We start from the raw sequence: 17195 nt of genomic DNA on the forward strand, positions 1-17195 counted from the left end.
CTACTGATGAGAGTCGCAGCTACCGGCACCCTTGCCCACAGTGCGGAGCAGCGATCATTAGTGTCCACATGCCAAACGGCGGATGGGCGCACTTTGAAAGTGAGCGGGGCCTGAGGAGAATTAAGCACCCCTGCATGCATGTTGGTGAAGCGATCAGGGGTGGCAGAGATGCCCGTACACCAGATTTATTTAGGGATGATAGCGTTCATGCCAACCTATAAGGACGTCGACAAAGACTCCGGGATACTGAGTTATGAGTATGGTGCCGACTGGATAACGGTTGAATTTAAAAGCGGCGCATACCGGCACTACAGGTACACTTCCGCCAGCGCTGGCTCTTTGCACATCTCCCAAATGAAGAAGCTAGCGGATCATGGTGAAAATCTGAACTCCTATATAAATAGGTATGTGTGCAATCTTTACGATAAAAAATGGTAATGATGCAACTTTTTGGAGCCGGTTGACGCCACTCATAACGCCTCTCACTCAAGCCATGCCTTCAGGCCAGCCCAAGAGAACCGACTCGCTTCTCTGGCAGTCGGCGCATTAAGCGCCAAGCCGCGATTTCCAATTACGCTGATAGTTCCTTGAAAGCGGAATCGTGATCACGCCTGACCGGAGCCCTGCGTAAGCCTCGCGCACTATGAGACACCACGGTTACCTAGTCCCGTGCATCGAGCCAGATTTCTTGGAGTTTGTCCAACGTTCAATGGCGCCCAACAAAACCGATAGGGCTTCTGGGAGAGTCACACCTCTCACCTCTGCCTTCGGAGACCGCAGCTCTATCCCGCTGCGCTATGGGTGCTCTTCTGCTAACGCAACAGTTCCCCCGCCTCCACCCCAAGCGCCACGGCGATCTTCTCCACCACAGTGACAGTCGGGTTACGCACGCCGCGTTCGACGCCGGATATGTAGGTGCGGTGCAGTTCGGCCTGTTCGGCGAGCTCTTCCTGGCTCCAGCCCTTTTCGGTGCGGGCGGCTTTGATGTTTCGGGCGAGGCGTAAGCGGATATCCATCCCCAGGAGAGGACGGCGCTGCATCTGATAAGACTACAGACGATGAGTCTCATTTCGAGTTGACTGTCCGGCGGCGACTGCGCTGTGTGGCCGACATGCGAGACCCATCGGATGCATTCCCGATCACGGCGACCGTTGTACGCTATATCAAACTCGGCCCCGGCGGCGCCTGGGCGGAGCGCGCGATCGCGGAAGGCAAGCTCGTGCTCGATTTCAGGGAGGTGCCGCATGAGGTTGCGGCGAGCGGCGACGAGGCCGCCCTCCTCGACGCCTGCCTCAGGTTTCGCGGGGGCCATGAACGCAATGCGAAGACCGACGCCGGCGAGATCAGCGCCTTTTACCAGGCGAGCTCGAGCGATCTCTGGATCACCTTCCATGCCGGCCGGCTCTGGTGGGCCTTCTGCGAGCGCGGTGTCCATCCTAGCGCGCCGGAAGATGGGCTCGGCGCGCGATATCGCCGCGTCATTTACGGCTGGCGCTCAACCGACGCCGACGGCGCGCCGCTTCATCTAGCTTCGCTCGATGGACGCATCACCCAGCTGGCCGCCTACCGGCGGACGATCTGTGCGGTGAAGGCCGCCGACCGGGTGCTGCGCGCCATCAACGCCGAGCCCCATCCCGACGGGGTCGCAGCGGCGAGCGCGCGCGACACACTGCTCGCCTCGGTGAGCAACCTGATCCAGCAACTCAGTCCTCAGGACTTTGAGGTGCTGATCGATCTCATCATAGCCCGGCTTGGCTGGCGCCGCGTCGGCGCGCTCGGCGGTCCACAGAAGACCGTTGATATCGAGCTCGAGCAGCCGCTTACGGGCGAGCGCGCCTTCGTGCAGGTGAAGTCGCGCAGCTCTCAGGCCGAGCTCGATTCCTACGTGGCTGAGTTCGAGCGCCGCGATGAAGACCGGATGATCTATGCCTGGCATTCCGGGCCGGAGCTGACATGCGAAAATTCTGCAGTGCTTTTGATGGGCCCTGACACAAATGCCAATTCGGTCCTGAAAGCCGGGTTGTTAGACTGGCTTATGCAGAAGGCCCGCTGATCAATACGGCGCCGGCGCTGATTTGTGACTTTTATGGTTCAGCCATTCTATATTGAATACTTCTATATTCCCTGCTATCTCCATCCTGTCTGAGGCTCCGAACCTCATCTTTGCGTTATGCTCTGATGTGAGGGATGGGCACGGGATCGGCCGGACATGGGTTGCAGGCCGCCCAACGCCGCTGGCTCACGCCTGCGCCATGGCGCGCACGTATCGCCGCACGACCCTTCTTCCGCCATGGGGCGGGCAAGGCTTCTCACAAACATCGTTGTAACGGGCGCGTTTGCGGCCGGTGACCCGGCGCGCGCACCGCCCTTTCCCAAAAGGAGCGTCCCATGACGCATTCGACGGCCCATGAGTCCTTGTCGCTGAAGGTCGAGTATGTCGACCCTCACACCCTCATCCAGTATGAACGCCACACCCGCATCCATTCCAACCGCCAGATCTACAAGATCGAGCGCTCGATCAGCCGATACGGTTTCGTCAATCCGATCCTCATCGATGACCAGAACGGCGTAATCGCCGGCCATGGCCGGCTCGTGGCGGCCTTGCACCTTCGCTACCATGAAGTCCCGGTCATCCGCCTCAGCCACATGAGCGCGGCGGAGAAGCGCGCCTACATCATCGCCGACAACCGGCTGGCCGAAGAGGCGGGCTGGGATGTGGAGCTGCTGCGCCTGGAACTCGGCGATCTCATTGAGCTGAAGGACGAGATCGACATCACCGACACCGGGTTCGACATCGCCCAGGTGGACATGATCCTGCTCGAACCCGAAGGCCGTCCGACCGGGCCGGACACCGATGATGTCGTGCCCGAAGAAGCGCCGGCGGTGACCCGCCAGGGCGATCTCTGGCTGTTCGATGATGAACGCCACCGCGTGCTCTGCGGCGATGCGCTGGAGCAGGCCGATGTGGCGCGCCTCATCGACGGCCAGGCGGTGCGCATGCTCCTGACCGACCCGCCCTACAACGTGCCGGTCAAAGGCCATGTGAGCGGGCTGGGCAAAGCCGAACACGGCGAGTTCGCCTATGCGTCTGGAGAAATGGACGCCGGCCAGTTCACCCAGTTTCTAAAGGACACGCTGTCGAACGGGGCGGCGCACCTGGTCGATGGCGGGCTGGCCTACGTATTTATGGACTGGCGCCATATCGAGGAGGTGATGGCGGCCGGGCGCGCGGTGTTCGATCGCTTCGAGAACATGTGTGTCTGGACGAAAACCAATGGCGGCATGGGCTCGCTCTATCGATCCTCCCATGAGCTCTGCTTCATCTTCAAATCCGGCAAGGCCTCTCACCTGAACCACGTCCAGCTTGGCCGGTTCGGGCGTAACCGCACCAATGTCTGGGCGTTCGCCGGGGCGAACGCGTTTTCGAAAAACCGTGATGCGGATCTCGCCGATCACCCCACGGTCAAGCCGGTCGGCATGCTGGCCGAGGCCATGCTGGATGTGACCAACCCAGATGATGTCGTGCTCGACCTGTTCGGCGGATCGGGCTCCACCCTGCTCGCCGCCCGGCGGGTGCACCGGTGTGCCTGCCTCATGGAGTACGAGCCGGGCTATGTGGACGTGATGATAAGGCGCTGGATCGGGCGCTACGGCTCGATCCCGGTGCTGGAAGAAACCGGTGAGAGCTATCACGAGGTCGCGGCGCGCCGCGAGGCTGAAGCGATGGAGGAGGCGTGAATGGCTGACTATGATGTGGGCTATAAGAAGCCGCCGAAAGAACACCGGTTCAAGAAGGGCCAGAGCGGCAACCCGGCCGGACGGCCGAAGAAGAAGGGCCCGGCGGCATCCGATCTGATGGCCGCGTTCATCACCGAGCACATTGCAGTGACCAAAAACGGCGAGATCACCGATGTCTCCCGGTTCGAGGCCTTCCAGTCTCAGGTCTACACCCTCGCCATGAAAGGCGACAAAGCCGCAATGCGCTTGTTCATCCAAATGTGCCAGGCCGCCGGGGTGATGCGGCCTGCACAGAAGGATGCCGACGAGGCGCCCAAAGGCGGGATCCTCGCCGTGCCGATGTTCAGCGGCTCGGTTGAAGACTGGGCGGCCTTGCCGGACGATCAGGTGGTGCCCGAGGTGATCGGGAAAGAGACCTGACGCCCTGCCCAACCCTGTTTCCAGCCGGGGCGGTCTCGCCCCGGCTTTTTTCTTGCGCGATCACCGTGGACTTCTAACCCCATTCGAGCCTTGCATGGCGGCCATGCATGATATCGCCGCCCTCTTCGCCGACGTCGCCGCCGCGCTTGAAGACGCCCATGAGGTCGCCATAGCCGGCCAAAATCCGTCCGCCGACACCGAAGCCCTGGCCGCAGCCGCGCAGGATTTGCAGCACCGCACCGAGGCGGCCGGGCGTATCGCCGCAGCGATCGTCAGCATTCTGGAAAAACCCCACTGAACCGACTGGACTTCGGCCCCGAGCCGAGCATGCATGGCTGCCAAGCCCGGGCTCCCGGGCTCGTCTCGGTGCAAGCCGGCGCACTTTCGCGCCGGCCCGAACCAGAGGCGATCATGTCAGAACTCACCAAACCCCACACAGAGATCCTCACCGCCCTTGATGAGGCTGGAGGCCCGATCCACCGCGACGCCCTGTCGGTGTCCTCCCAAGCCGGGGCGCTGAACGCCCATATCGACCATCTCGCCAGCCGCGCGTTGATCGCGGTTGCAGGCGAGACGCTGAGCCTGACTGAGATCGGCGCGGCGATACTCGCTCCCGCCGAACCAGGTCGGCAACCGACCAAGAAAGCCCGGCTCATCGCGCTTTTAGGCGCCAAGACAGGCGTCACCATCGCTGATCTCGCCGCGGAGCTTAGCTGGCAGCCCCATACCACTCGTGCGGCTCTGACCGGCCTTCGAAAGGCGGGCCATGAGATCGAGAAGATGGCCCCAGCCGAGGGCGCAAAGCAGGCGCGCTACCGCCTGAAGGCAGCCGCGTGATGGCGCGCGATTCTGTGAGGGATATCGACCTCGATCTGGACCGCCTACCCGACCGGTCTCGCGACGAGCTGGCCGATCTCTGGCGCTCTGCGTTCGCGGCCGACCCGCCCGCCGGCATGAGCCGGGCCCTCCTGGCCCGGCTGCTGGCTTACGATCTGCAGGCCGCACGGCGCGGTGGCCTAACCCAGCGGGTGAGGGCCAGACTTGCAAAGATCCGCGCCGGCGATGCGCCGCAGCCCTCCACTCCAAAGCTCAAGCCCGGCGCCCGCCTGGTGCGCGAATGGAACGGGATCAGCCATACGGTCGATGTGACCGAGACCGGCTTTGTCTATCGCGGCGAGAGCTGGCGGTCCCTGACCGCGATCGCGAAGGCCATCACCGGCACGCGCTGGTCCGGGCCGCGGTTTTTCGGGCTGAAAGGTAAGGCGCGATGACGATGCGCTGCGCGATCTATACCCGCAAATCCACCGAAGAGGGGCTCGATCAGGCGTTCAACTCGCTCGATGCCCAGCACGAGGCCTGTGCAGCCTATATCGCCTCCCAGCGCCATGAAGGCTGGAAACTGCTGACAGAGCGCTATGACGATGGCGGCGTATCAGGCGGCACGCTCGATCGACCGGCGGTTCAGCGCCTGCTCGCCGATATCGATGCCGGCCGGGTGGACATGGTCGTGGTCTACAAGATCGACCGTCTGACGCGTTCGCTGGCCGATTTCGCTCGGCTGGTCGAGCGCTTCGATAAGGCCGGCTGCTCCTTCGTCTCGGTGACCCAAGCCTTCAATACCTCCACCTCCATGGGCCGGCTCACCCTCAATGTCCTGCTCTCCTTCGCCCAGTTCGAGCGCGAGGTCACCGGCGAGCGGATCCGCGACAAGATCGCCGCCTCGAAGAAGAAAGGGATGTGGATGGGCGGCATGGTCCCGCTGGGCTATGACGTGCGCCGCGAGCCAGAGCGGGGCCTGGTGGTGAACGCAGGCGAGGCCGCCACCGTGCGCACGATATTCGCGCTCTATGACGAGCTTGAAGACCTCAAGGACGTCGCCGAGACCCTCAAGGCGCGGGGCGTCGTCTCGAAAGTGCGCACCTTCGAGCGCAGCGGGCGGAGATTCGGAGGCAAGCCGCTTTCCCACGGCCAGGTCCATTTCATCCTCACCAATCCGGTCTATCGCGGCCTGATCCGTCACAAGGGGGAGGTCTATGAAGGCCAGCACAAGGCCATCATAGATGCTGACCTCTGGGAGCGTGTTCAGGAGAAGCTGCAGGCCCATGCCAGGCGCAAGCGTCGCCGTGATGACAACACCGGCAAGCTTGCAGAACCGAAGGACCGCTCACCCCTGGCGGGCCGGGTCTATGACGAAACCGGCGATCGGCTCACGCCCTCGGCCACCTCAAGCCGGCGTGATGGCTCCTCGAAGCGGCGGATCCGCTATTATGTCTCCACGCGCCTCATCAGAACCAAGGCCCGAGACCGGGCCGATGATCCCGCCGGTTGGCGCCTACCGGCCGCCAAACTCGAGCGCGCTGTGGCCGGAGCGGTCATCGAGCATCTGATCGAAACCGGCGAGCGCCTCACCACCAGCGACGAGCCCACACAGCTATTCCGGGTCGCGGATAGGATCAACAGCCTGACAAAGGCGCTTCAAAGCGATCTCGCCAAGGGCCCCTTGCGCGAGATCACCGAGAGAATCCTCGTCGCGCCCGGTTCGCTCGCGATCACATTGAGCCGGGCCGGACTAGCGAAGATGCTGGACATCGCGCCCGGCAAGGTCGACGCAGATAAGCTCGCCTTCGAGACCGGGTTTACGATCCGCCGGCGCGGGGTGGAGATGAAACTGGTCACCGGCACGTCCGAGCGGGCTCGCGACAACACCTTGATCCGCATGCTCGCGGCCGCGCAGGCATGGCTCGACGAGGTTCGCGCCGGCACGTCCATGGCCGAGATCGGCCGGCGCTATGGATGGACCGATGCGCCGGTGCGCCAGCGCATCCGCCTCGCACTTTTGTCGCCTGCTATCACCGCCGCGATCCTTGAAGGCCACCAGCCGCCCGAACTCACCGCCCACAAGCTGCTTAAGACCGACATCCCGCTCGACTGGGATCGCCAGGCCGAGAGGCTCGGATTTAATAGCTGAGAGTGATTTTCCCTGGATCGCTGTTCTCGCCGATACCTTTCCCTGAAAGCGCGCTGATCAGGGATAACCATTTCCCTGTTCGTCGCGCAGGGAAATCTCCCCTAAGTCAATGAAATATATCGTGTAAGGCGCACCCGCCGATCGGCAGATCGGTGCTTTTTTGTTGGATTTGCCTGTATATTGGGGGTTTTCAGGGAAAACAGGCTAACCGATCTGCCCGGACTGGTCATTGGAGACTTTGGCGCGAGTTCGGGCTCGAACTGGGTAGAGACAAGAGTCTCTGTTCCGCGCACGCGCGCTAACGCCCGGAAGTGCGGGGCAATTCCGGGCGGTGCCAGTTTACTGGAATATCAGGGTAGATTGCTGGCGGAGAGGGAGTCCCCTTTACCCCCGTCTAGCGCTGTCTCTACCCGTCAATTAGGACAGGGGCTTAGGCCCATTTTCTGTCCACCTGTGTCTATCTCGTGCGCTCTATATCCACTATGTATTGTGGGTAACGTTGTGGGTACAGGAGCGAACGGCCATGTCCCGCAGGCGCAGAGAGCTTACGTTCAAGGAGGTCGCGGCGCTAGATCAGCCTGGCCGTCACCGGGCCGGGCCGAACCTCTACCTGCAGATCACGAAGGCCGGCGCCCGGTCCTACCTCTTTCGCTACAAGCTCGCCTTCCCCGGCGCGAAACAGCGCGAGATGGGCCTCGGCTCGTTCAAGGAGATATCTCTCGCAGCCGCCCGAGAGGAGGCAGAGCGCTTCCGCAAGCTGGTGCGCCAAGGCGTCGATCCGATCGAGCACCGGCGCCGAGAACGCGAGGAAGCGGCGCGAGCCGCCGCGGCGCGGAAGACCTTCAAGGAGGTCGCGGAAAGCTTCCTGGAGAACAACGAAGGCGAATGGCGCAATCCGAAGCACCGCCAGCAATGGCGAAACACGCTCGCCACCTACGCCTATCCGCACATCGGCGATCTGTTCGTGAACGAGATCACCCGCGCTCACATCTTCGATCTTCTCCTGCCGATCTGGACCACCAAGCAGGAAACAGCCTCCAGGGTCCGCGGGAGGATCGAGCGGATACTCGACGCCGCGCGGGCCGAGGAGCTTTACGAAGGCGAGAACCCGGCGCGGTGGAGGGGCAATCTCTCCGCCCGGCTTCCGAGCCCGAAGAAGGCCCAGGCCGTCCGCCACCACCCGGCGCTCCCTTATGACGAATTGCCGTCCTTCATGAGCGATTTGCAAAAGCGCGAGGGCTGGTCCGCGCTGGCGTTGGAGTTCCTGATCCTGACGGCCGCTCGCTCCGGCGAGGTCCGCGGCGCGCGCTGGGATGAGATCGACCTGAAGCGCGGTGAGTGGATCATTCCGGCCGACCGCATGAAGGCCGGCAAGGCACACCGTGTGCCGTTGAGCGAGGCCGCTCAGAATGTCCTTTCCCGCGTCAAAAACGCCCGCACAGAGGCTTTAGTGTTTCCCGCGCCCCAAGGGGGCCAATTCAGCGACGCGGCGCTCTCCGCGCTTCTCAGAAGGATGAAACGCGACGGCATCACCGTGCACGGCTTCCGCTCCACATTCCGCGACTGGGCGGCCGAACAGACCAGCTTCCCGCCCGAGGTCGCAGAGCGCGCCCTCGCGCACGTGAAACGAGATAAGGTGGAGGCCGCCTACCAGCGCAGCGACCTGATCGAGAAGCGACGGGCGCTGATGGACGCATGGGCGCGCTTCTGCAAGGGCGAAGGCAAGGCGCTTCGGTTGGTCGGCTGAACCATGCCCCGGCCGAAAGCTGATTTGGGCGGCGGCGTCTTTGTCGGGCGCCGGCTGTGTCCCCGATCCATCGACCCTGACACCGTCACCGAGAAGGACCGCCGGCGCGCGGTGAATGCATGGATAGGCGCGCGCCTGGACGCGGCGCGACGATCAGGACAGGCGCCCACACTCTCGCCGCAGAAGCGCGCTGCACGAGCCAGAGCGTTCGCGCGAGAGCTGGAGTTTTTCTTCTCAGCCTCGACCGGCCTTCCCGAGCCCACGGCCACAGAGCTGCGGGCGATTGGTGAGCCGATAATCAGCGCGGCGCGCAAGATCGTGCGCGGACAGACGGTAATTGATGACCGCAGCGCCTACCGCCAGCTCGGCAAGATGATCGCGACCCCTCGTAATTCGGCGCCGGACCACTGGCGCTTTCGGGCGCTTCAATGGATCACCAAGGAGATGCGCCTCGCGGGCTGGACGGGGCCGAACCTTCTGACGGTCGGGCGAAGGCTGGCGCGGTATCGACGCGAACCGACCGTCGACGAGGAGGCCAGAGCTGCGATCCATGCCGTCGCCGGGGTAAGCCTAGAGGCGAAGAGTCTCCGCCTGCCAGCCGGCGGGTCCACCTTCCTGCAGTCACTGTTGAGGGTCGCCGGCCCGATCTATCAAGAATGGACCGCGCGCAGCCCCCATCCGCCGCGCGACATCGGAGATCCCGACGCCGATCCGAGCGCCCCGCGCTTGCGCCACTCACTCTATGCGGTCCTGGATGACGCCAGCGCAGAGCTTACCGCTCACTGGGCCGAGCCCGTCAGATGGCGCGGAATCGTGAAGGCTGGTGGCTTTGGAAAGGCCGCTCGCGTCCTACGCCAAAAATAACGCTGCTATGGCCCAGCGCAGACGCTGGGCAGGCTGTCCACGGTCATCAAGCGTGGAGCCGACAGCTATGAGCGCAGCCCCTTCCGAACGTCGCGCCTACACCGTCCGCCAATTCAGCGAGGCGTTCAGCCTCTCCCGGGCCACCGTCTACAATCTCATTCGCCGCGGCGAGATCGAGGCTCGCAAAGTGGGCGGCCGAACCCTCATCCCGGTCGAGAGCGCTGACGCCTGGTTCGCCGCGCTGCCTGAGGTGGGGTGATCATGGCCTCGCTGAAGGAAATCCATCTGTTCAGGGTCTCAGAGCCAAACGGCTCGACCTTCCAGGCCGCGCTCTCGCGTAACCCGGCGCGCCTTCTTCGCGCGCTTCTGGAGCACTCTGAAGGACTGCAGGAAGAGACCGCGGCGCGCCTTTGCGACGACCTTCCCAGCACGCTTCTGAACGTCCAGCGCGCCGGCGTGCGCGTCGAATGGGGCCGCGAAGACGGCCTTGCGCTCATCACCCTTTCCGACGTCCAGACGGTCGAGCCCATGCGCCCGGCGCCGAGCTCACTCCCAGTGCGTTCGGCCGAGCCGGATTCAGCCGTCTCCTGAAGCAGAAACGCCCCCGTGTCAGCGGGGGCGCTTCGGAAGCGGGTTGGTTTCGACGGGCAAGTCCCCAATCCGCGACCAAGGACACTGTTGCACTACCGCAACACCGGTCCCCATGCAAGTCAAAACTGCCCGGACGGTTCGCGGCGCTCCCGCTCCCAAAAGCGCCGACTGACGCGGGAGCACTTTGCCGGCGGTTTAGAGGACAGCCGCCGGACTTCCGATCCCCCGACTGGCGTGGGTGCGCCTGAGGGAAAACCAGGACGACGACCCCCTAGTGACGTGGCGACGGCGAAACAGTCGCGGGGAGGCGAGGTGGCGCTCGAGAAAACGCATCCTGGCTATACGCGTCGTGAACACCCCGCCTGTGATCCTTCCGTGCGCCGAGAGCGGGAGGGGAGGCGAAGCGGAAAGGAAACCTGCGCCTTGTCCTCGCGCGCGCGTGTGAGAGGCTAAGGGAAGGCGGGACACATGTGCACGGAGACCGGCATGGGCGACGAGGACAGGGTCAGAATAGCCGCGCTCGTTATGGGAGGCGTTCTCGGCTTTGCAGTGGGGGCAGGATGGATGGAAACGCGGATGGCGGCCCTCTTTAAGTCCGACTTCGAACGGCTGGACGAGATGCTTTCGACCGACATTTGCGATGAGCTGGCGGACCGACGACTTGCAAGCGAGATTTTCGCGCGGGGTGGCTCACTGGACGGCTCGCCTGAAGAAATCGAAGCGCACCGCCGCGAGCTAGCGCGCTTCTGCATGGACCTGTTCTCCCCTTCTATCTCTGGTAATTAACCGATGACCCAGCGCCTTCCCGGCCTTCCGGGCCTTCCGGGCCTTCCCGATGTCACCCCGTCGCGCGGCACGCCGACGGTGCAGCAGGCCAATCCCAGCGCGGGCGACGCGATGGGGTCGGCGTTTTCGGCGCTCGCCCAGGCGTCGCGGGACATGCGGCGCGAGCTGCAGCCGATGCTCGACGACCGCGCGCGCCGCAAGGCCCGCGAGGATTATCAGGCGGCGTCCGACGAAGCGGAAGAGGACGCGCCGATCAGCCCGGCCATGCGGCGCGTCATTTCCCGGCAGGATGCGGTCTATAACCAGACCCTGCAGCAGCTGACGCAGGCGCGGGCCATGAACCAGGCCGAGCGCTCGCTGGCCGATCTGCGCCGGGAGCACGCCTACCAGCCCGACCAGTTCCGGGCGGCGGCGCGGCAGTGGCGCGACCGCTATCTGCGCGGGGTGGACAGCGCGTTTAAGCCCGAGCTCGAGCTGGCGATGAACGCTCAGATCGACGATCTGGAGCTGGCTGTGATCGACGAGCGGCGGGCGAACGACACGAGTGAAGCGCGCCAGGCGCTTGAGCTTCGGCTGGAAAACGTTGACGCCCGAATCACGTCGGGCTTTGCAGAGCAGGGGCCGGATTTCGCTACGACGGCGGCGTTCCGCGAGGCGCAGGCCGAAGCGCAGGACGTCATCTCGATCCTGGTTGAAAGCCCGCAGTACGAATGGAGCGCCGAGCAGGGCGCGGCTGCGCTCGACGGTCTGGCGAGTTCGGGGCGGGAATCGCTGGTCTATCACGAGGTCGACGCGGTTCTGCGCACCGAGGGCGAGGCCGCCGCCCTGGCGTTCGTCGAGGACTTTCTGGCCGGTCAGGAACTGAGCCCGAACGACCGGATCGCGCAGCGCTCGCGGCTTATCAACCGCGTGGCGAACACGCAGCGCCGGCTCGATCTGATCGCGGCCGAGCGAAACCGGGAGGACGCGCGGGCGCGAGCCGTCGCCGAGAGCGAGGCGCGGGGGCTGTTGAACGCGGTGACGCGCGCCCGCGCCGAAGGGCAGCCGGTCGACCCGCTGCAGGTCGACGCGCTCCAGCGCTACGCGGACGCGGGGCTGATTTCGGCATCCGAGTTTCGCACGACCGTGAACGCGCTGAACGCCAGCGCCAGCGATAACGAGGTGGATCAAGGTCTCCTAGCGAGCCTCTACGACGAGGCGCGTGATTTGGCGGTTCCAGTGGAGGATCTTGAGCGCATGACGTTGGCCGCCGTCGGCGCTGGGAGCATCACTGCAGCGAACCGCGAGGCGATCCTGTCCCAAGCACTGGAATTGCGCGAGGACGGAATGGAGCGCGGCGTCGATGCGATCAAGGCCACGTTTGAGCGGGGATGGATGGACGGCGCAACCGATCGCCAGGCGCTGGCCACGGCCGAGGACGCCGCCATGAACGACCTGATCGACTGGCGCCGACGGAACCCCGACGCGCCCAGCTACGAAGTCCGCCAGGCTGCAATCCGGTTCGCCGCCCTCAGAGGTCGGGAAATCCCGCCACCTTCCGCGCCCTTGATCGAGGCGGCCGGCGCGCCGCCGGGCGCGCATGAAGGCGGCCAAGCCTTCGCAGCGTGGCGAGAGCGCGCGGAGATCGCAATTGAGGAGCTCGCACTTGAGCCCGGCGCTCCGCTGGACCAGCAGCGCCAGGCGGTCCGCTTACAGAACGAGCTCGACGCCTACGAGGCTTGGCACGCTCGACAGCGCGCGGCGCTGGAGGCGTTGCAGACGACGCCCGCGAACTAGCCTCGGCTAGATGGGCGCAGACTTGATCCATTCGATCGGCGCCGCCCATTCTATGTCCTGGTCGGCGAGCGGCGAGGCGTTGGGGCTGGTCAGCGTGAACCGGCTGGGCGCCGATCCGGGCGTGATGGTCTTTATGAACCGGCGTCCATCGGTGAGCGCGACCACGGCGCGGCGGAACAGCAGATCCTCCGGGGGCAGGTGGCGCCAGTAGATCAGCGTGTCGCCGGGATTGAGTTCGGGCCGGCAGGAATCGCCGCGCACGACGACCGCGACCGCGTTGTCCGGGCATCCCGGCGGCGCTTCGACCTCATCAAGACCCGCGCCCTTCGCGTGATCGTCCATTGCGCACAGCTCTCCACCGGCTCTAACGGAAGCGGACAGAGGAAGCACACGAACGGCTCCGCGCTGCTCGCCAGTTAAGAGCCAGGCGGCGGAAACCTTGAAGGCTCTGGCGTAGCGCTCGGCGGCGTCCTTGCGCAGTCCGCGCGTGCCGTTCTCGTGTGCGAAATAGGTGAACCGCTTCCACCCGAAGCGCTCTGCGGCGGCTGCGGCGGTGTCGTATCCGGCGTCACGCCGGGCGCGCTTAAGTCTTTCGTTCGCCTCTTCCACGCGGATTGCTCCCAGCGCCTCAAACACATCGACACCTTCGCCGCCGTTTGCTGCAGTCGGCAATACGGCAAGGCGTCAAATTGGGGTGGGGGTCTCAAAAAGTCGGGGGTGGGAAAGATATCCTGCACCAACCGGCGCCGAATTTTCCCCCCGCCCCCTTCTCTGAAGCGTTGACCCCCCCCTGGGGGCCTATTCGCCGGCCGCGCTCGCGATCCGCTCCACGTCAGCGCGCATCGCCTCGACGGCTTCGATCTGTTCCGGGTCCAGGTGATCGCGCTCGAATTTCAGGAACAGAAGCAGCTTGGCCCGAAGATCGGCCAGCGTGCGCGCTTCACTGAGATAGCCCGCACGGATCGCGGCGAGCTCCATCGCCGCCAGCCGGTCCGAATATGCGCCGACCGCCGGAGCTGTCCCGGCTCCAACGCTGCGGCTCGATCCGGCCGTGCCGGTGGCGGTGTGTCCATTCTGCATCGTCTCTACTCCAATCGCTTCGCCCCCTAAGCCGCGGAGGCATAGGGGGTCGGGTTGTGGGTAGAGACTTCAGAATTCACACAAGCGCCTGAAATCGTTTAGAGCTGTGGCGGAGAGGGAGGGATTCGAACCCTCGGTACCCGTAAAGGCACAACGGTTTTCGAGACCGCCCCGTTCGACCACTCCGGCACCTCTCCGATCGGGAGCGCGCTGTTTGGCCCATCGCGCGGGTGAAATCAAGGCCGTCCGGCGCCGCGCGCGCATTGACTCTGCAAAGGCTCTGAGCCTATAGACCGCGCTCCGCCCGCGCCGGGCCTGTCTCGGCGGGGCGTTTTGCTGTTCACAACGCCGGATCGGATAGAACCGGCGAAGAAAAAGGGCTCCGGCGGCTGACGCCGTACGGAAGGCCGGAAAAGAAGGATGAAGCCATGTACGCGGTGATCAAAACCGGCGGCAAACAGTATCGCGTCGCGCCCGGCGACGTGCTGCGCGTCGAGAAGCTCGAAGCCGAAGCCGGCGACGTCGTCAGCTTCGACGAGGTCCTGATGCTCGGCGGCGACGGCGACGCGACGGTGGGCTCGCCCCTCGTCGACGGCGCTGCGGTGACGTGTGAAGTGCTGGACGTGCGCAAGGACAAGAAGGTCCTCGTCTTCAAGAAGCGCCGCCGCCAGAACTATCGCCGCAAGAAGGGCCACCGCCAGTGGATCTCCGTGCTGTCGGTCTCTGAAATCCTGAAGCCGGGCGAGAAGTCCAAGCTCTCGGGCAAGGCGAAGGCGGCCAAGACCGCCGACGCGCCGAAGGCCGACGAGAAGAAGGCCGCCCCGAAGAAAGAGGCGCCCAAAGCCGAGGCCAAGAAAGAGGCGCCGAAAAAGGCCGCCGCCAAGGCCAAGAGCGACGACCTCACCCAGCTGACCGGCGTGGGCCCCGCCTTCGCCACCAAGCTGAACGACGCCGGCGTGACGAGCTTTGATCAGATCGCCAAGTGGGACGACGTCGAGATCGAGCGCCTGGACGGCGAGATCTCCGGTCTGAAGACCAAAGCCGAAAAGGGCGACTGGGTCGCCGAAGCCAAGAAGCTCGCCGGCGAGTAAGCCGCGCGACCGAACTGATAGGAGGCCACCATGGCTCACAAAAAAGCAGGCGGTTCGTCGCGCAACGGCCGCGACAGTGAAGGCCGGCGTCTCGGCCTGAAGAAGGCCGGCGGCCAGCACGTCATTCCGGGCAACATCATCGTGCGCCAGCGCGGCACGAAGTATTATCCGGGCGACAATGTCGGCATGGGCAAGGACCACACCCTGTTCGCCCTGACCGAGGGCCGCGTCGTGTTCCGCAAGAAGAAAGACGACAAGACCTTCGTCAACGTCGCCCCGCTCGCCGAGGCGGCCGAATAGGGCGATCGAGACATCAGCGATCGCCTCACCCGACAGGGGGCGATCCGGTCCGGTAAGGACAGTCGAAGGGGAGACGGATCGCCGTCTCCCCTTTCTTCGTCTCCCCTTCATCCAGCCTGGACAGGAGGCTGTCATGAAGGACCAGATCGAGGCGTTCGCGCCTCCCGACGCCGCGCAGGCGATCACGACGGACCGGCTCGTCCTGCGCCCGCTCGAGATCGCCGACGCGGGATGGGTGGGCCGTGAAAGCGGCCGGCCCGAGGTCGCAGGCAAGCTCGCCCTCGTGCCCAGCCCCAACCCGGCCCTGTTCGCGGAGATGTTCATCCTCGCCGCGCGGGCCCGGGCGCTGAACGCCGGCGATCTCGTGAGCGCGATCGTCGCGCGCGAGACCGGCGCGCCGCTCGGCGTGATCGGGGCGAGCGCGCGCGGCGAGGGCCGGTTCGGCTTCGGCTACTGGCTCGCGCCGTCGGCTTGGGGGAAGGGCTACGCGACCGAAGCCGGCCGTGCGATGGTGGCGGCGCTGACCGCGCGCGGCGCGCGGACGCTGAAGGCGGGCTGGTTCACCGACAACCCTGCCTCGGCGCGCGTTCTGGAAAAGCTCGGCTTCGTTCACAATGGCGAGGACGAGCCGCAGTTTTGCACCGCCGCGCTCAGCAAGCGGCCCCATCGCGGCATGACGCTCGAAATCGGGCCGAAGACCGTATAAGGCGAGAGCCATGAAGTTCCTCGATCAAGCCAAAGTCTTCGTCAAATCCGGCCATGGCGGGCAGGGGTGCGTCTCCTTCCGGCGCGAGGCCTATGTCGAATACGGCGGGCCGGACGGCGGCGACGGCGGCGAGGGCGGCGACGTGATCGCCGTGGCGGTGGAGGGGCTGAACACGCTGATCGACTACCGCTACAAGCAGCACTTTAAGGCCGAGCGCGGGGTTCACGGCTCGGGCCGTAACCGCACCGGACGGGACGGCGAGGACGCGGTGCTCGAAGTGCCTGTGGGCACCCAGATCCTGGACGAGGATCAGGAGACGGTTCTTGCCGACCTCACCGAGGTGGGCCAGACCGCCCTGCTCGCCCGCGGCGGGCGCGGCGGCAAGGGCAACGCCCATTTCAAGACCTCGCGCAACCAGGCGCCGCGCAAGTCCCAGCCCGGCGAAGAGGGCGAGGAGCGCTGGGTCTGGCTGCGCCTGAAGCTGATCGCCGACGCCGGCCTGATCGGTCTGCCGAACGCGGGCAAGTCGACGCTTCTGAGCGCGGCGAGCCGGGCGCATCCGAAGATCGCGGCCTATCCGTTCACTACGCTTCACCCCCATCTGGGCGTGGTGGAGATGGGCGATGCGAATCGCTTCATCCTGGCCGACATTCCCGGCCTCATCGAAGGCGCGCACGAGGGCGCAGGGATCGGCGACCGGTTCCTGGGTCATATCGAGCGCTGCGCGCTTCTGGTCCATCTCATCGACGCGGCCGGCGAGGATCCGCTGGACGCCTACCGCGTGGTCCGGTCTGAACTCGAAGCCTACGGGGCGGGGCTCGCCGACAAGCCCGAGATCGTGGCGCTGAACAAGACCGACGCCGCCGATCCCGAAACCGTCGACCAGCTCGCCGCCGAACTCGCCGGGCTGACCGGGAAAGAGGTCTACCGCGTGTCCGGTGCGACGGGTGACGGGGTGAAACCGCTTCTGGGCCGGATCTGGCAGGCGGTCGAAGCGCGCCGCGCAAAGGAAGCCGAAGCCAAGGCCGAGGCCGAGAAAGCCGCGCGCGGCGAGACGGGCTGGGCGCCTTGAGCGCGGCTGCGGCCGGGCTCAGAACCGAGGCGATCGAGGCTGCGTTAGGCTACAGG

General features: G+C 65.0%; 20 protein-coding genes and 1 tRNA gene. 17 read left to right on the forward strand and 4 right to left on the reverse strand.

Annotated features, from left to right (window positions below):
• Window positions 1–812: 812 nt before the first annotated feature.
• Window positions 813–1040 (reverse strand): helix-turn-helix transcriptional regulator, encoded by a 228-nt coding sequence (locus tag ABL308_05795; GenBank protein XBQ17391.1) that lies wholly within the window; start codon window positions 1038–1040, stop codon window positions 813–815.
• Window positions 1041–1102: 62 nt separating this feature from the next.
• Here ABL308_05795 and ABL308_05800 point away from each other — a divergent pair, with 62 nt between their 5' ends.
• The 13 genes from ABL308_05800 (at window position 1103) to ABL308_05860 (ending at window position 12890) form a co-directional block, all read left to right on the forward strand.
• A complete protein-coding gene (locus ABL308_05800) occupies window positions 1103–2053 on the forward strand; it encodes a hypothetical protein (protein ID XBQ17392.1) in 951 nt (316 codons plus the stop codon).
• A gap of 335 nt (window positions 2054–2388) precedes the next feature.
• Complete coding sequence (locus tag ABL308_05805) at window positions 2389–3738, forward strand: DNA methyltransferase (protein ID XBQ17393.1); 1350 nt, start codon at window positions 2389–2391, stop codon at window positions 3736–3738.
• On the forward strand, window positions 3739–4158 hold the full coding sequence (locus tag ABL308_05810; protein ID XBQ17394.1) for a DUF5681 domain-containing protein: 420 nt from the start codon (window positions 3739–3741) through the stop codon (window positions 4156–4158).
• Between the two features lie 94 nt (window positions 4159–4252).
• Window positions 4253–4456 (forward strand): hypothetical protein, encoded by a 204-nt coding sequence (locus ABL308_05815; protein ID XBQ17395.1) that lies wholly within the window; start codon window positions 4253–4255, stop codon window positions 4454–4456.
• A gap of 113 nt (window positions 4457–4569) precedes the next feature.
• Window positions 4570–4995: a DUF3489 domain-containing protein gene (locus ABL308_05820; GenBank protein ID XBQ17396.1), complete on the forward strand. Its 426-nt coding sequence runs from the start codon at window positions 4570–4572 to the stop codon at window positions 4993–4995.
• Window positions 4995–5429: a DUF2924 domain-containing protein gene (locus ABL308_05825; protein XBQ17397.1), complete on the forward strand. Its 435-nt coding sequence runs from the start codon at window positions 4995–4997 to the stop codon at window positions 5427–5429. The genes ABL308_05820 and ABL308_05825 overlap by 1 nt, the downstream gene beginning before the upstream one ends.
• Entirely contained in the window at window positions 5426–7126 is a 1701-nt protein-coding gene (locus ABL308_05830; GenBank protein ID XBQ17398.1) for a recombinase family protein, read from the forward strand. The genes ABL308_05825 and ABL308_05830 overlap by 4 nt, the downstream gene beginning before the upstream one ends.
• A gap of 499 nt (window positions 7127–7625) precedes the next feature.
• A complete protein-coding gene (locus ABL308_05835) occupies window positions 7626–8873 on the forward strand; it encodes an integrase arm-type DNA-binding domain-containing protein (protein XBQ17399.1) in 1248 nt (415 codons plus the stop codon).
• 3 nt (window positions 8874–8876) lie between these two features.
• Window positions 8877–9737: a hypothetical protein gene (locus ABL308_05840; protein XBQ17400.1), complete on the forward strand. Its 861-nt coding sequence runs from the start codon at window positions 8877–8879 to the stop codon at window positions 9735–9737.
• A gap of 67 nt (window positions 9738–9804) precedes the next feature.
• The gene (locus tag ABL308_05845; protein XBQ17401.1) at window positions 9805–9996 is read left to right on the forward strand and encodes a helix-turn-helix domain-containing protein; all 192 of its coding nucleotides are present in this window, start codon (window positions 9805–9807) and stop codon (window positions 9994–9996) included.
• Window positions 9997–9998: 2 nt separating this feature from the next.
• The gene (locus ABL308_05850; GenBank protein XBQ17402.1) at window positions 9999–10328 is read left to right on the forward strand and encodes a hypothetical protein; all 330 of its coding nucleotides are present in this window, start codon (window positions 9999–10001) and stop codon (window positions 10326–10328) included.
• Between the two features lie 486 nt (window positions 10329–10814).
• The gene (locus ABL308_05855) at window positions 10815–11114 is read left to right on the forward strand and encodes a hypothetical protein (GenBank protein ID XBQ17403.1); all 300 of its coding nucleotides are present in this window, start codon (window positions 10815–10817) and stop codon (window positions 11112–11114) included.
• A gap of 3 nt (window positions 11115–11117) precedes the next feature.
• Window positions 11118–12890, forward strand: a complete 1773-nt coding sequence (locus ABL308_05860) for a hypothetical protein (GenBank protein XBQ17404.1) — start codon at window positions 11118–11120, stop codon at window positions 12888–12890.
• A gap of 6 nt (window positions 12891–12896) precedes the next feature.
• Here the strand turns inward: ABL308_05860 and ABL308_05865 are convergent, their stop codons facing one another.
• The 3 genes from ABL308_05865 to ABL308_05875 all read right to left on the reverse strand — a co-directional run bounded on the left by ABL308_05865 (window position 12897) and on the right by ABL308_05875 (window position 14167).
• Entirely contained in the window at window positions 12897–13499 is a 603-nt protein-coding gene (locus ABL308_05865; protein XBQ17405.1) for an XRE family transcriptional regulator, read from the reverse strand.
• A gap of 189 nt (window positions 13500–13688) precedes the next feature.
• Entirely contained in the window at window positions 13689–13970 is a 282-nt protein-coding gene (locus ABL308_05870) for a hypothetical protein (GenBank protein ID XBQ17406.1), read from the reverse strand.
• A gap of 107 nt (window positions 13971–14077) precedes the next feature.
• A tRNA-Ser gene (locus ABL308_05875) sits at window positions 14078–14167 on the reverse strand.
• 231 nt (window positions 14168–14398) lie between these two features.
• Between ABL308_05875 and ABL308_05880 the strand changes: the two genes are divergently transcribed.
• The 4 genes from ABL308_05880 (at window position 14399) to obgE (ending at window position 17139) form a co-directional block, all read left to right on the forward strand.
• The gene (locus tag ABL308_05880; GenBank protein XBQ17407.1) at window positions 14399–15061 is read left to right on the forward strand and encodes a 50S ribosomal protein L21; all 663 of its coding nucleotides are present in this window, start codon (window positions 14399–14401) and stop codon (window positions 15059–15061) included.
• Between the two features lie 30 nt (window positions 15062–15091).
• The gene (gene rpmA, locus ABL308_05885) at window positions 15092–15361 is read left to right on the forward strand and encodes a 50S ribosomal protein L27 (GenBank protein XBQ17408.1); all 270 of its coding nucleotides are present in this window, start codon (window positions 15092–15094) and stop codon (window positions 15359–15361) included.
• Window positions 15362–15494: 133 nt separating this feature from the next.
• Window positions 15495–16067, forward strand: coding sequence for a GNAT family N-acetyltransferase (locus tag ABL308_05890; GenBank protein ID XBQ17409.1), 573 nt, complete (start codon window positions 15495–15497; stop codon window positions 16065–16067).
• Window positions 16068–16077: 10 nt separating this feature from the next.
• Window positions 16078–17139, forward strand: coding sequence for a GTPase ObgE (gene obgE / locus ABL308_05895; GenBank protein XBQ17410.1), 1062 nt, complete (start codon window positions 16078–16080; stop codon window positions 17137–17139).
• Window positions 17140–17195 lie beyond the last annotated feature (56 nt).

Source organism: Oceanicaulis sp. (assembly GCA_040112665.1).
Classification (GTDB): Bacteria; Pseudomonadota; Alphaproteobacteria; order Caulobacterales; family Maricaulaceae; genus Oceanicaulis.